Raw genomic sequence first — 13610 nt, 5'->3', positions numbered from 1 at the left:
AAATTTAACTAACTTTACATAAGTCTTAATTCCCATGCTCAGTGCTCTCATCTGGGGCCCCATTTTTGGAGCTATTCTCATTGCTATTATTCCGAACCCTGACCATGATTGTTACTCCCGCAAAATTGCCTTAGGCATTATGGTGGCCATGGCTGGGCTGAGCGTTTTATTAGCTGGGCAATTTAACATCAATGATCCCCAGATGCAGTTTGTGGAATATTATCCCTGGTTGCCAAGTTTGGGTTTGAATTATCACCTAGGGGTTGATGGATTATCTCTGCCCTTATTATTGCTGAACAGTGCTTTGGTGGTAATTGCCATTTTTAGCACCAATACCGAGATAGAAAGACCGAGATTTTACTATGCCTTATTGTTGCTTCTCAGTGGTGGGGTAGCAGGGGCATTTTTAGCCCAAGATTTGCTCTTATTCTTCCTCTTTTTTGAGCTGGAAATTATTCCTCTTTATTTTCTCATTGCCATTTGGGGAGGACAACGGCGGGGTTATGCAGCTATGAAGTTTTTGCTTTACACTGCCCTGTCCGGTTTTCTGGTACTAGTGTCTTTCTTGGGTTGGTTCTGGTTGACCAAGGCACCCAACTTTGACTACGATCCCAGCTTGGCCGATGCCCTTCCAGTAAAAACCCAAATGTTGCTCTTGTTGCCCCTACTGCTCGGTTTGGGCATTAAAATTCCCATTTTCCCCTTCCACACCTGGCTACCGGATGCCCACGTGGAAGCTTCCACTCCCGTTTCTGTCTTGTTGGCAGGGGTTTTACTTAAACTAGGCACCTATGGCTTACTGCGTTTTGGATTGGGGCTTTACCTGGAGGCCTGGGTGGAATTTGCCCCCTATTTAGCAACCCTAGCGGCTATTAGCGCCCTTTATGGTGCTTCCTGTGCGATCGCTCAAAAGGATATGAAAAAAGTGGTGGCCTATTCTTCCATTGCCCACATGGGTTATATTCTCTTGGCTGCTGCCGCCGCTACCCGCTTGAGTGTGACCGCCGCTTCGGCTCAGATGGTGAGCCATGGCATCATTTCTGCCCTGCTGTTTCTGTTGGTGGGGGTAGTGTATAAAAAAACCGGCAGTCGGGACGTGGATAAATTGCAAGGACTGTTAACTCCCGAACGGGGTTTACCCATCACCGGCAGTTTGATGATTCTCGGTGTCATGGCCAGCGCTGGCATTCCAGGCATGGTGGGCTTTATTGCTGAATTTTTGGTATTCCGGGGCAGTTTTCCGATTTTCCCTACCCAAACCCTCCTGTGTTTAATTGGTAGCGGTTTAACGGCGGTTTATTTCCTGTTAATGATTAATCGGGTTTTCTTTGGCCGTCTCACCATGGAACTGTCCCATTTACCTAAGGTGCGTTGGCAGGAACAAATTCCGGCGCTCGCCTTGGCGGTGGTCATCATTGCTTTGGGCATTCAACCCCATTGGTTAACCCAGTGGAGTGAGCCCCAAACGGCGGTTTTGTTGACAGGACACCCAGATTTAGTCAGTGTGCCAGCCCCGCCCCGCATCGAAATTGAAGTCAAGGAATTGGGGGAAGTGTAGGGCTCCAGTAAACCGAAGTGAGTTTAACCCACAATGATAGAAGAGCGATAATTCCCTAATCGCCAGAGCTTTTCCGTATGTCATTTCCAAAAGCGTTTTTTTACGATCAGCGTACCCTTAAATGAACTATACTCTCCCCCCCAAAGTTCTTGGATGTAGTGCGAGAAACCATCCGCCCCAAGCACTCCCTCTACCGCACTGGATGGAATCAACTTCTCCCAAAAAGTTGGTGAATTGGCCTAAACAATTTGGGAGTAGCGTCTGAACTATGAACTACTAAGCCACGTCGTTGTGGGCAAAGCGATTATAGAGGAAGTCGAGGGCGTAGTTGCGCAACTGATAATAGGTGGGGTCTTCCATAATCCGGTCCCGGTCCCGGGGGCGTGCAAAAGGAATGGTCATAATTTCCCCAACGTTGGCGTGGGGTCCATTGGTCATCATCACTAGGCGATCGGCCAGGAAGAGGGCTTCGTCAATGTCGTGGGTGATCATCAACACCGTACAGCGGTGATCATTCCAAATTTGGAGTAATTCTTCCTGTAATTCCTCTTTAGTGATGGCATCCAAAGCCCCAAAGGGTTCGTCAAGAATTAATACCTCTGGGCGGATAGCTAGGGCCCGGGCAATGGAGACCCGTTGCTTCATCCCGCCGGAAATTTGGCCGGGTTTTTTGTCCATGGCATCGGCTAACCCCACCATGGCTAAATGGTCCTTGGCGATCGCCCGTTTTTCTGCTTCTGTTTTTTGGGGATGGACAGCATCCACAGCAATGTAAACATTTTCTAGGGCCGTTAACCAAGGCAATAGGGCATAGTTTTGGAATACCACCATGCGATCGGGGCCAGGCTCAGTGATGATTTTTCCTCCCACCTGCACAGAGCCGTCTGTGGGACTGGCAAAACCGGACACCATATTGAGCAGAGTTGATTTACCACAACCGGAGTGGCCAATGACGCAAATAAACTCCCCTTCATTAACGGTGAGGTTGACATTTTCCAACACCGTGTAAGGACCCTTGGCGGTGGGGTACACCTTGGAAACGTTTTCGATGGTTAAAAAGGCAGTGGTTTTTTGATCCGATGGAGTTGCAGTAGGCATGGCGCGCTGGGATTTTAAGGTTTGCATATCGGCGATCGGGAAATAGTTTCGGTTTGAGTTTTATCGGTTTGGTTCCAAAACCCGGCGAGGTAAGGGAATTTAGGCAAAAACTGGGGCTGGGGTGGGGTTATCAAGATGCACTTCAGCAATGGTGAAATTGCGATGAATGACAGTTTGATTCAGGTAGGCAATGGGATCATCGGCGTTAAACACTTCCCCGTCAAAGAGGGCGATCGGTTGCCGCTGATAGTTCACGTCGTAGCCTAATTCCCGGGCGGCGGTGCTAAATACCCCGACTCGACAAACCCGCTCTAAAATTTCCACCCAGTTCCGGGGAAAGGGAATATCGCCCCAGCGGGCCATTTGGGTCATCATCCAAAGATGTTCGGTGCGAATAGGACGATTGACTTGATCACCAAAGAAAAGATGGTGGGAATATTCCACGGGATTACCCAGGCTACAGGTGCGGCCTTCGGGATCGCCGAGGTGAATATAGTCAATGTTGGTGCTGAGGTATTGACGGGTGGCCAACAGTTCCCGAATTTCCATTTCGTGGTTGGGATCGGCGCAGTAGGCACAGGCTTCTAACAGGGCTTTCACCATGGCCACATGGGTATTGGGATGGGCGATCGCCCAATCTTCTCGAACTCCCAAAACTTTACCGGGGTGATTTTGCCAAATTTCCAAATCGGTGGCAATGCTAAACCCAGCTCCTTCCATGGACGCCCGTAAATTCCAAGGTTCGCTGACGCAATAGCCATCAATGGTGCCTGCTTTCAGATCCGCTACCATCTGGGCTGGGGGAATGGTTTTCAGATGCACATCCTGGTCAGGGTTGATGTTGTGGGCCGCCAGCCAATAGCGCAATAGCAGGTTATGCATGGAAGAAGGGTGGACCATACCCAGGGTGTGGGGATCGCCGTCCGAGGCCAATAAAAGCTGACGGAAATCCTCGGCGGTGTAAATGCCTTGGTCGTAGAGTTTTTTACTGAGGGTGATGGCGTTACCGTTACGGGTCATGGTCAAAGCACTGACCACGGGAATAGATTGCTCCCGATAACCCCCTGCGGTTAACCAAGTGGGCATCCCCGCTGGCATTTGGGCCCCATCTAGGTAACCCCCAGCGATGCCGTCCACAATGCCCCGCCAACTGGTTTCCCGTACCAAGCTCACTTCATCTAAGCCATGCTTGGCAAAAAAGCCTTTTTCCTGGGCCACCACCAGGGGCGCACAGGCCACCAGGGGCACATAGCCCAATTCCAGATTGACTTTTTCTAGGCCATGTCTGGCGATCGCCGTGTTTTTTTTCGCCCGTAACTTTTTGATCCGTTTTTGTTGGTTGAGGAAGTAAATGATCTCACTGCGGAGGCTGTAGTAACTGGGGTGTTCCACCACTTCCATCCGTTTGCGGGGGCGGGGAATATCCACTTCTAAAATGCCGCCAATGTTAGACCCAGGACCATTGGTTAGCATCACAATGCGATCCGACAACAACACTGCTTCATCCACATCATGGGTAACCATGACCGAGGTGACTTGATATTGTTCACAAATACGCATTAATTGTTCTTGTAAATTGCCCCTGGTCAAAGCATCCAACGCCCCAAAGGGTTCATCCAATAACAATAATTTCGGTCGAATGGCCAACGCCCTGGCGATCGCCACCCGTTGTTTCATGCCCCCGGACAACTCATTGGGCCGTTTGTCCACCGCATGACCTAAACCCACCAAATTAATATGCTCTTCAACAATGGCTTTACGTTCCGCCGCCCCAGCCCCTTTCATTACCTCATCCACCGCCAGGGCAATATTTTGCTTAACTGTTAACCAAGGCAGTAAGGAATAATTTTGGAAAATCACCATTTTATCCGGGCCAGGTTGGCTGATCCGCTGACCCTCCAGGGTAACCACGCCTGCACTGGGTAAATCTAACCCCGCAATCATATTGAGTAGAGTCGATTTGCCACAACCGGAGTGGCCAATGAGGGAAACAAATTCCCCCTTTTTAATTTCTAAATTGATCCCTTTAAGGGCAATATATTCACCCCCATCAGTGAAGGAAAAAACCTTATCGATATTGTCAACTGCAACAAAAACGCTCATGGTGTCTCAAAGGATTGGTTAAATGGACAAGATACTAGGCCAATAGCGCCTAAAACGTGAACGTCGTCCGTAGGGCAAAGACCCCTGTTGTACTATTGTTAGAGTCGCCTTCCGGATTAAAAATTACAAACGCACCGGGAGTAATGCTGAGATTGTTGTTGATCTTGTAGTTATAAAACGCTTCAATTTGGTAGGGCGTGGCACGGTTGCTGATATTGGCGGGTGTTAAAGTTGCCCCATTACCTGCCCCAACCCTAGTGAGGGGTTGACCAAACATCAAACCGGCCGTATTACCTTCCACAAAGGCATCCGGGAAATAAAGCCCAGCCATCCAACTAGCAAGATCGGTAAAAGCCGAACCGCCATTGGCCTGATCCACCATGAAGTAAGCACCATAGCCGGTAAAGTAAATGCTGGGATTAATACGCCAAGTTAGGGTAGCCCCCACCGAATTAACGTTCACTGGGGTTGTTAGAGGTAAGCCGCCTAGGGTTCCCGCCGCTGCCCCGGTTAGTCCCGTACCTAAAATATTGAGCTGGTGGTAGCTATGGGCATAGTTGAAACCAAGATCGAGATTTTCGGTGGTATAGAGGGTTAATTGGGTTGCCGCCACAAAACTGCCGTTAAATAAGCCCGCCCCGAGGGGAGTGCCGGGAAAGCCTTCATTTTGGGGAATAGCGGCATTGACAGAGCCATAAAGTGCGCGCCAATCTACCACATCGTTAGGCTTGTAAATGAAGCCGGCGGCCGAGGCTAAACCCGTTTCCGTTGTTCCCCCCGAGACCCGTAGTACCGGATTGATGGCAAAAGCCCGAGAAAGAGTGCTCTGACCTTCACTGGCAAAGGGGACAATGGTGGGAAAGGCATCGGTGACTTCCGCTTTCGGCCCAACAAAAACGGTGAAATTATCTGCTACTGGTGTGACATAGAGTAGCTTGTACAGACATACGCTGTTATTGCCACAACTGGGTTGGAGATTTTGGGGATTAAAACCAGCAAACTGGGGTTCATAGTTAAAGCTGGTCATGCCTTCACCCAAAATTGAGGCATCGTTGGGAAAGAGGGTTTCCGCCACACTGCCCGTCCCGGTAATGGGTTTTCCAGCGGTGAAGTTATAGGCTTGCAAACCCGTAATCAAGGCGTCTTTGCCGGTAAAGCTAGTGGTTAAGTTGAGGCGCACCCGATCATTGAAAACTATCTGGGCGTTATCCGAATCCGGTTCTCCCCCGGTAGCACCACTAATGGCGAAAATCACTTCCCCATTCAGCTTGGTGGTGGTGGAAAATTGATTATCTTCTAAATAAGATGTGCGGGTTTCCAGGTTATCTACCCTGGCCCCCAAAGCAGCCAGTTCTGCCTCAAATTCCCTTGCTAGCCGTTGGAGCTTGTCAATATCGGCCCTAATGACCGCCACATTTTCCTGGAGTAACCGCTCCATCACATCCATACAGGAATTCAGACCAGCGGCAAATTCCCAACGACTCAATGGGCGATCGCCACGGAAAGTGCGATCAGGATAACCAACAATGCAACCGTAGCGCTCCACTAAACTCTTGAGGGCTTCATAGGCCCAATCCGTTGGTTGCACATCCCGCAACTCCGAAACCGATGTCACTTGACCCATGGGTTCGTCTAGCAAAGTAGTCAGTTCCGGCACTGAAGTAACTACCGTGGCATCGCTATCCCTATACAGAATCTGGGGCCCAGCGGAGGCAGGGGACGTGGTTAGGCTAACAACGGTGACAAATCCCGCTAGCCAAGTGAATCGATGTTGTTTCATTGCAATTAATTTCTTTGATGTTGATTGTGCCTGGTTGGCAACGGGTCAAAAAGTTGCTTGACTCTTTTCCCAGAAGGCAAACAGTTAACTTCCTATAGTCCAAAATTTTGTTACTGTCCCGGGGCAATTAAGGTTTGTAACCAAGCCATAAAGCGGTCTAGCATTAACCCAATTGCTCCGATATAAATTAGCGCCAATATAATGTCGCTAATATAATTATTTTGGTAAGAGTCCCAGATAAAGAAACCGATACCGACGATGCCAGACATCACAATTTCCGCTGCAATAATTGCCAACCAAGCCAAACCAATGGCAATGCGTAATCCAGTGAAAATATAAGGGAGGGCAGAAGGAATTAAGATTTTGAAGAAAAATTTATTCGGTGATAACCGGAGTACTTTACGGACATTAATGTAGTCCTGGGGAATTTGTTGAACTCCCACCGCTGTATTAATTAAAATTGGCCACACTGCGGTGATAAAAATAACGAATAATGCCGCCGGTTGGTTCTGCTGGAGAGCCGCCAACGCGAGGGGAACCCAGGCTAGGGGAGGAACGGTGCGTAAAAATTGAAATAACGGATCGAGGGCTTTATTTAAAAAGCTGTTTAGCCCAACACCAATGCCCACGGCAATGCCGACAACGGCGGCCAAGCTATAGCCAATTAAAACCCGTTGCAGACTGGCCATAGCTTGCCAAAACAGACCGACATCGGTACCTCCCCGGTTAAAAAAGGGATACATTAAATAAACCCGAGTTCGTTCATTGGTGATTAAATCCGTAGGAGGAGGCAACTTTATCAGGCCGGTTACCGATGCCAATTGCCAGACTAAAAGAAAGCCGACAATTCCCACAATGGGAGGAATAATATTGTCCCCATACTTCCGCCAAGCTTTACTAAGATTCTTATTTGCAGGGCGGGCTTTTCTGACGCTGGTAGTCATTTTAGTTCCTCAAGGTAAATAGTGTATTGTCCGATAATTGAGATGTTCAAGGGGAGGCGTTAAGCTAATTTTTTGATTTTTAAGCTATCCAAATATGCTTTTGGATTGGCAGGATCAAAGGTGATGCCATCGAACAAGGTTTCCACGCCCCGGGAATCAGTGGTGGGAATATCTGCCGCTGCTATACCGGCTTCCTGGGCAGCTTCTCTCCAAAGATCAGAGCGGTTAACTTTGTCGATCAAAGCTTGGGCAGTATCCAGGGTATTTTGTGGTAAGAAACCCCAACGCACACTTTCCGTTAGGAACCATAAATCAAGGCTCTTATAGGGATAGGAAACACTGCCTCTGTCGGTTTTCCAATATTGAACGGCTTTTTTGTAATCGTTAATATCTGGTTGGCCATCTCCCATAACATAGTTACCCATTAACATGGGTTCTAAAATGGTGGCTGGGACATTAAAGTATTGGGCACCGGAAACAATTTGGGCCAATTCAGCACGGTTTGATTGCTGGTCGCACCACTGTTGGGCTTCCATTACTCCTTTGAGCAGAGCTTTGGTGGCTTTGGGATTTTTGTCTACCCAGTCAGCCCGGACGGCGAGGTATTCTTCGGGGTGGGATGGCCAAATTTGAGCGGTGAGGGCCGCCATAAAGCCAATGTCCTCTTTGACAATGCGAGCTGGCCAAGGATCGCCGGTGCTGAAGCCATCCATGGTTCCGGTTTTCATGTTGGCCACAGTTTGGGCAGCGGGGACGGTGAGCAGGCTAACTTCGGTGTCAGGATTAATACCGCCAGCGGCGAGCCAGTAACGAATCCAAAAGTCTTGGTTCACTTTGGGGAAAGTGTAGGCGGCCCGGAAGGGAGTCCCGGTAGCTTTTAACCCGCTAATGTAATCCTTGGCTTTACTAGTGTCCAAACCAATGTTTTTCCCGGATTGGTTTTTGGCGATCGCAATGCCGTTGCCTTGGGTAGAAAGCATAGCCAATACATACATTGGCACTTTGGTGTTGTTTTTAGTGATCAACCCTTCACTAATTAGATAGGGCATGGGCATTTGCCACTGGCCCCCATCAATGCCTCCCCCGGCGGAACCGATTTCCACGTTGTCCCGGGCGGCTCCCCAGTTGGCTTGTTTAGAAACTTCCACGTCGGTCATGCCGTATTTGGCAAAAAATCCCTTCTCTTTGGCGATGATTAGGGGTACCGACTCAAAAATGGGAATAAATCCTAACTTGACGGCAGTGGTTTCCGGGGCCATTTCCGGGGTCAATGTCGCCGTGGTGGCTGTCGGGGAAGGACTGCTAGCTGCGTTGGGATCGGGGGGATTGCCTGCGCAACCTTTCAGAAATAAAGCCCCGGTGGCGGTGGCGGCGGAGGTGAGCAAAAATTTACGTCGATTGAATGAACCCATAACTTTGATTGATATTTTCTATGAAAAAAGGCAGACAGAAAAATAAAATAAGCGCCATGGATATCCCCGGTTTACGGAAGAGCACTGGGGCTCCTAGGCTAGGTAAACCAGGGGACGCTTTAAACTGTCTGCCCGAGGACAATGACTAATCCAAGGGGACTTGAATGATTTGATTATTAAGGAAAGCTAAAAATAGATAAATATCCAATTTTTTATGTAATTTATAGAAGTAGTCTATAAAATTAATCCACTATGAAAAATGCCACCCTCCACCAATTTGAGGTTTTTGCGGCGATCGCCAGGACGGGGAGTTTCACCAAGGCGGCGGAGGAATTGTTTCTGACCCAGCCCACGGTTTCCCAGCAGATGAAGCAACTCACCAAGGCGATCGGGGTGCCGCTTTATGAACAAATTGGCCGAAAAATTTATTTAACCGAAGCAGGACAAGCGGTTTTAGACGCTAGCAAAAACATTACCTCTTGCCTGGACCAATTGCAGGAAGTGATTGCTGACCTCCAGGGCTTAAAAAAAGGTAACCTGCGCCTAGCAACTATTACCACAGGCAAATATTTTGTGCCACGACTTTTGGGGGAATTTCGTCAACAATATCCAGGCATTTCCATCTCTCTACAAATTGGCAATCGTCAACAAATTTTGGAGCGTTTGGCGAATAATTTAGACGACTTATACTTTTTGGGTAAACCGCCTTCTAATCTTGATATTAATATCCGCCACTTTTTAGAAAATCCCCTCGTGGTAATTGCGTCTCGCCAGCACCCATTAGTCAAGGAAAAGAAAATTTCTTTGGAAAGATTAGTCAATGAACCCTTGATTATGAGGGAATCAGGCTCTGGAACCAGAATGGCAGTGGAAGAATTTTTCAGCGAAAACCGCCTAAAAATGAATGTTGAGATGGAGATTAGTAGTAATGAAGCCATTAAACAGGCAGTTTATGGTGGGCTGGGACTCTCAATTTTATCGCTGTATTCTTTGGCATTGGAGGGAATCAATGGCCCCCTAGCGGTGCTAGACGTGGAAGGATTTCCCCTACAAAAACACTGGTATATTATTTATCAAAAATCGAAGCAATTATCCATTGTGGCCCAAACTTTTTTAGATTATTTGTTTGCCCATGATGAAGCAGTTTCCATTGCCCAAATTTTTTAAAAACCATCGTTGCCGAAAGCTCCGGCTGAGAGAGATCAACGCTGCCCATTAGCCCATTGATAATCAGGAAACTTTCCCGACCACTACGCCTCAAAGATTGTTTTCAACGCCCCCCGGTTCTCCAAAGCTTGGGGGAAAATTGGAGAACAGCCCTTTACTGTGGGGAGATCTAGGGACGAACTAAAGATAATGGGAGATAAGTCAGGCTAACCCTTAGCCATGATTTCCTGAAAGGCTTGGAGATCAAAATGGGTGGCAATCAATTGTTGGATACATTGCACCTTGACTGGTTCTTGCAGGCGTACATTACCAAAGGCCTGATCAACAATTTCCACGGTGGTTAGGGTGTCTTGGTCCACAGAGAGGATGGGAATTTCTAAATCCTGGGCTCGGCTGATAATGAGGGGTTGAGGTCCGGCGTGGCCAGTCAAAATTAAGCAACTGGTGGAGGTTTCTAGGGCAGCTAGTTGTAAATCGGTACGATCGCCGCCGGTGACCACAGCTTTATTTTCCCCTTGACGGAAATATTCCAGGGCAGAGTTAACGTTCATAGCCCCAATGGTGAGACTCTCCACCATCAAATCCAGATGCTCTTCACTACAGAGGACTTTGGCATTTAGTTGATGGGCCAGTTCCCGCACACTAACGCTTCTGAGCAAACGGTCTTCCGCCAACAGACCAAGCACGGCAATACCATGGATTTCCAGAAAGGGCTTGACCAAATCTTTGGTCTCCGGCAAGGCCTCCAGGGGAATATCATTGATCACCACCCCTTTGAGGCTATCCCCCAGGGTTTGTCGAGCTTTGAGGAGGCCATCCACCACCAAGGGGGAATGGTAGCGACCCACCAACAGCACTGCGGCGTTAATTTTGGCCGCTAATTCGGAAAAGGAAAGCCCGAATAAACTCCCCTCCCAGAGATTGCCTGGACCTTCCAACAAAACTAGATCCGCCGTTAGACCTTGAATGGAGGCCTCTAGGGCTTCGGCATAATTAGTTTGGTCCTGTCCTTGGAGGCGTCGGGTAATGGTCTCTTCGTCCAAAAATACCAGGGGTTTACGCACCTGGGCTGGTGCCAACTCCAAACTCTGGCTAATAAATTCAATGTCTGCTTCTTCCAGGGCTGCCGCCGCCTTATTCATGGCCGTACCAATGGGCTTGCCGTAGGCGATCGCCATGCCCTGTTGTTGCAAAAGCCGGGCCAAACCGAGAATAATCCCCGACTTGCCGCTGTAGGGCTCCAAAGACCCGACTAATAAACATTGGGGTGAATTGGCCACTGGAACGCTCCTAACTAGATGGACTAGGTAAAAAAATTTGACTGCTGGGCTATTTTGATTAATTTAGCGACGGCATTGGTGAAAAACTGGCTTGATAGATACCCTTGCATGACCAAAGCTCAGTTTCCTCTGATTAATGATAGGCACTCCGGGACGAGCTAAAGGGTAGAAGCATCGTCTAACCGCAAAAGCTTACGGTAAAAATTTTGCGGAAAGTCAATATTCTTACTCTCCTCGTATCCCGCAATTAGATCAATCAAATAGTCCATAAACTCTGAATTGAGCACAGTCATTTCATAACTCAAATCCGCCTGCCCATCGAATTGCATCCGGCAGCGAGTCAGTTCCGAGGGTAAACGGGAAACAAACCAAGTGGCCACAAAGGAAAGATTCTCCCCCCCTTCAATGCGCCGGGCCCCCTCCACTTGCCCCAATTGGTAAAGAGCAAGGGCCAACGGCAACAACTTTTGTTTATTTTTATCCGGGTAGTAAGGTTGGTAAACGATTACCTCCCTTTTATCGGCGGGCTGGAGCTGGCTAATGGCAGTGCTAGACATGGGCAAAATGGCAAAACTAAGGACAGGGTGGACTTCTCTGTGCTCCCATGGAAAAACCGTGGCATAACCCAGTTTCCTAGGGCGGTTCCGGTTGTTACAGCAATGGCCAAATCAAATTAAACTCACTCAAGTTTGAGGCGTGGAAAAAATTTCCCGCGAGCAACTTTACCCAATGTCGGAACAAGAAGACTGTTTGTGCCGCCCCTGGGACTGTGAACGCTCCCCCTCCAAGCCAATCGGCAGGGACGGAGATTCCTGTCTCTACTCCTCTTAACTGGGTTTAGACTCCTGATGGGTTAACCCTAAGTCAGACCGAATCCACAGGCATTTTGTTTTTGCTTCCACTATCCGCCCGACAGCAGAAGGTTCTCGAACTTGGTTGTAGGATATAGTTTACCCTAAACCTTTCCGTGAATTGCTCTGAGCATTGTTGACGTGTCAGGGAGTGCTTTGGTTCTGTGACAAGTAGCGAAATTTCACCTATCTCGGGGAAAACAAACAATTTCCCTGGCCACCAATACCATGGCCCCAGGCAATCCCTGGAGCGGGGACGCTGGGTGAAATTAATTTGTGGAGCTAGCTATCAGGATTTAACTGCCATTCGGAATTTAGTCTTGGTCTACACATTGGCAGGGGTGGACTGCATTGACTTGGCAGCGGATCCGGCGGTGGTGCGGGTGGCCCAGGAAGGCATCAAAGTTGCTTTATCTTTAGCCAATGCCTCTCACCATGAAGTTGAAACATTTGACTATTCGAGCCAACCCCCTTGGTTAATGGTGAGCCTCAATGATGGGGAAGATCCCCATTTTCGCAAAGCCCAGTTTGATCCCCAAAAGTGTCCTCCGGATTGTCCCCGACCCTGTGCTCAGGTTTGTCCAGCTTGGGCGATCGCCAGTGATGCTGATGAAGTTGTCCCCACAGGAGTGTGGGCGGAAAAATGTTACGGTTGTGGCCGCTGTTTACCCATCTGTCCCCAGGGAATTATTACTACTTATTCTCATCAAGCAACGGTGACTAGTCTGGTCCCTTGGTTGGAGTTGGGACAAATCGCTGCCCTAGAAATCCATACCCAGGTGGGCCATGAAGAACAGTTTCAGCAACTCTGGCGTAGTCTGGCTCCGGTATTGACTCAACTCCAGGCAATCGCCATTAGTTGCCCCTACCATGCCGAGGCGGTGGAGTATCTGCAAACCATCTCTGGCTGGCTGGGGCCATTAGCAATGCCGATAATTTGGCAAACCGATGGCAGGCCCATGAGTGGGGACATTGGCCGGGGTACTACCCATCTTTGTCTCCACTACGCTGATCAGGTGCTGCAATCTTCCCTATCGGGGTTTGTGCAATTGGCCGGCGGCACCAATGGTCACACCATCACCAAGTTAAGCTCCCAAGACTTTTCTGTTCACCAACCAAAACGAATGGTTAATGGCGTTGCTTTTGGCAGTTGTGCTCGCACCCTCATTGCCCCGGTGTTGCAGGCGGCAGAAGCTAGACAGCAGAATCCCCTCGCCCCACTCCATTTGGAAGATTATCCCGATTTACTCCAGCAGGCGATCGCCTTGGCCCAGTCTTTGGTGCAACCCTGGAAAGAACGTCGGACATTTTCAGAGAAGATCTCCGACAATATTGACAATAATTTGCAGTAATCTGTATAGTGATTTCACAGTGTTCTCTTCTCAAGGATTCAGTAGGGGGTGGCTCAGCGATCGAG

10 protein-coding genes are annotated in these 13610 nt (G+C 48.8%); 3 read left to right on the top strand and 7 right to left on the bottom strand.

All coding sequences use genetic code 11. The features are described 5' to 3' along the window. The first annotated feature begins 34 nt into the window (after positions 1 to 34). Complete coding sequence (locus tag BWK47_RS14545) at positions 35 to 1558, top strand: NADH-quinone oxidoreductase subunit M (RefSeq protein ID WP_162329199.1); 1524 nt, start codon at positions 35 to 37, stop codon at positions 1556 to 1558. Positions 1559 to 1834: 276 nt separating this feature from the next. Here BWK47_RS14545 and BWK47_RS14540 read toward each other — a convergent pair whose 3' ends face one another. The 5 genes from BWK47_RS14540 to BWK47_RS14520 form a co-directional block, all read right to left on the bottom strand. Next, complete coding sequence (locus tag BWK47_RS14540) at positions 1835 to 2683, bottom strand: nitrate ABC transporter ATP-binding protein (protein WP_162329198.1); 849 nt, start codon at positions 2681 to 2683, stop codon at positions 1835 to 1837. Between the two features lie 72 nt (positions 2684 to 2755). Beyond that, positions 2756 to 4759 carry an ABC transporter ATP-binding/substrate-binding protein gene (locus tag BWK47_RS14535; RefSeq protein WP_162329197.1) on the bottom strand — a complete coding sequence of 668 codons (2004 nt, stop codon included), beginning with the start codon at positions 4757 to 4759 and terminating at the stop codon, positions 2756 to 2758. Positions 4760 to 4808: 49 nt separating this feature from the next. Beyond that, positions 4809 to 6539, bottom strand: a complete 1731-nt coding sequence (locus tag BWK47_RS14530) for an iron uptake porin (RefSeq protein ID WP_162329196.1) — start codon at positions 6537 to 6539, stop codon at positions 4809 to 4811. A 110-nt stretch (positions 6540 to 6649) separates the two neighbouring features. Further along, positions 6650 to 7483 (bottom strand): nitrate ABC transporter permease, encoded by an 834-nt coding sequence (gene ntrB / locus BWK47_RS14525; RefSeq protein ID WP_162329195.1) that lies wholly within the window; start codon positions 7481 to 7483, stop codon positions 6650 to 6652. Between the two features lie 59 nt (positions 7484 to 7542). Then, on the bottom strand, positions 7543 to 8895 hold the full coding sequence (locus tag BWK47_RS14520; protein WP_162329194.1) for a CmpA/NrtA family ABC transporter substrate-binding protein: 1353 nt from the start codon (positions 8893 to 8895) through the stop codon (positions 7543 to 7545). A gap of 252 nt (positions 8896 to 9147) precedes the next feature. On the opposite strand from BWK47_RS14520, the gene cmpR reads away from it, so the two are divergent. Beyond that, positions 9148 to 10062 (top strand): HTH-type transcriptional activator CmpR, encoded by a 915-nt coding sequence (cmpR, locus tag BWK47_RS14515; protein ID WP_162329193.1) that lies wholly within the window; start codon positions 9148 to 9150, stop codon positions 10060 to 10062. A gap of 206 nt (positions 10063 to 10268) precedes the next feature. On the opposite strand, the gene BWK47_RS14510 is transcribed toward cmpR, so the two are convergent. Together BWK47_RS14510 and ebsA are read right to left on the bottom strand one after the other, a co-directional pair. Continuing rightward, positions 10269 to 11342, bottom strand: coding sequence for a phosphotransacetylase family protein (locus tag BWK47_RS14510; RefSeq protein WP_162329192.1), 1074 nt, complete (start codon positions 11340 to 11342; stop codon positions 10269 to 10271). Positions 11343 to 11500: 158 nt separating this feature from the next. Then, positions 11501 to 11899 carry a type IV pilus biogenesis protein EbsA gene (gene ebsA, locus BWK47_RS14505; RefSeq protein ID WP_162329191.1) on the bottom strand — a complete coding sequence of 133 codons (399 nt, stop codon included), beginning with the start codon at positions 11897 to 11899 and terminating at the stop codon, positions 11501 to 11503. Positions 11900 to 12357: 458 nt separating this feature from the next. Between ebsA and ldpA the strand changes: the two genes are divergently transcribed. Next, positions 12358 to 13545, top strand: a complete 1188-nt coding sequence (ldpA, locus tag BWK47_RS14500) for a circadian clock protein LdpA (protein ID WP_162329190.1) — start codon at positions 12358 to 12360, stop codon at positions 13543 to 13545. Positions 13546 to 13610: the final 65 nt, after the last annotated feature.

This window comes from Synechocystis sp. CACIAM 05 (assembly GCF_010222815.1).
GTDB lineage: Bacteria > Cyanobacteriota > Cyanobacteriia > Cyanobacteriales > Microcystaceae > Synechocystis.
This window is presented reverse-complemented; position numbering and strand designations above follow the sequence as displayed.

Bases quoted from the DNA above. Each gene is read 5' to 3' on its own strand.
- BWK47_RS14545 (WP_162329199.1), top strand. From the start codon at position 35: ATGCTCAGTGCTCTCATCTGGGGCCCCATTTTTGGAGCTATTCTCATT.
- BWK47_RS14540 (WP_162329198.1), bottom strand. From the start codon at position 2,683: ATGCAAACCTTAAAATCCCAGCGCGCCATGCCTACTGCAACTCCATCG.
- BWK47_RS14535 (WP_162329197.1), bottom strand. From the start codon at position 4,759: ATGAGCGTTTTTGTTGCAGTTGACAATATCGATAAGGTTTTTTCCTTC.
- BWK47_RS14530 (WP_162329196.1), bottom strand. From the start codon at position 6,539: ATGAAACAACATCGATTCACTTGGCTAGCGGGATTTGTCACCGTTGTT.
- ntrB (WP_162329195.1), bottom strand. From the start codon at position 7,483: ATGACTACCAGCGTCAGAAAAGCCCGCCCTGCAAATAAGAATCTTAGT.
- BWK47_RS14520 (WP_162329194.1), bottom strand. From the start codon at position 8,895: ATGGGTTCATTCAATCGACGTAAATTTTTGCTCACCTCCGCCGCCACC.
- cmpR (WP_162329193.1), top strand. From the start codon at position 9,148: ATGAAAAATGCCACCCTCCACCAATTTGAGGTTTTTGCGGCGATCGCC.
- ebsA (WP_162329191.1), bottom strand. From the start codon at position 11,899: ATGTCTAGCACTGCCATTAGCCAGCTCCAGCCCGCCGATAAAAGGGAG.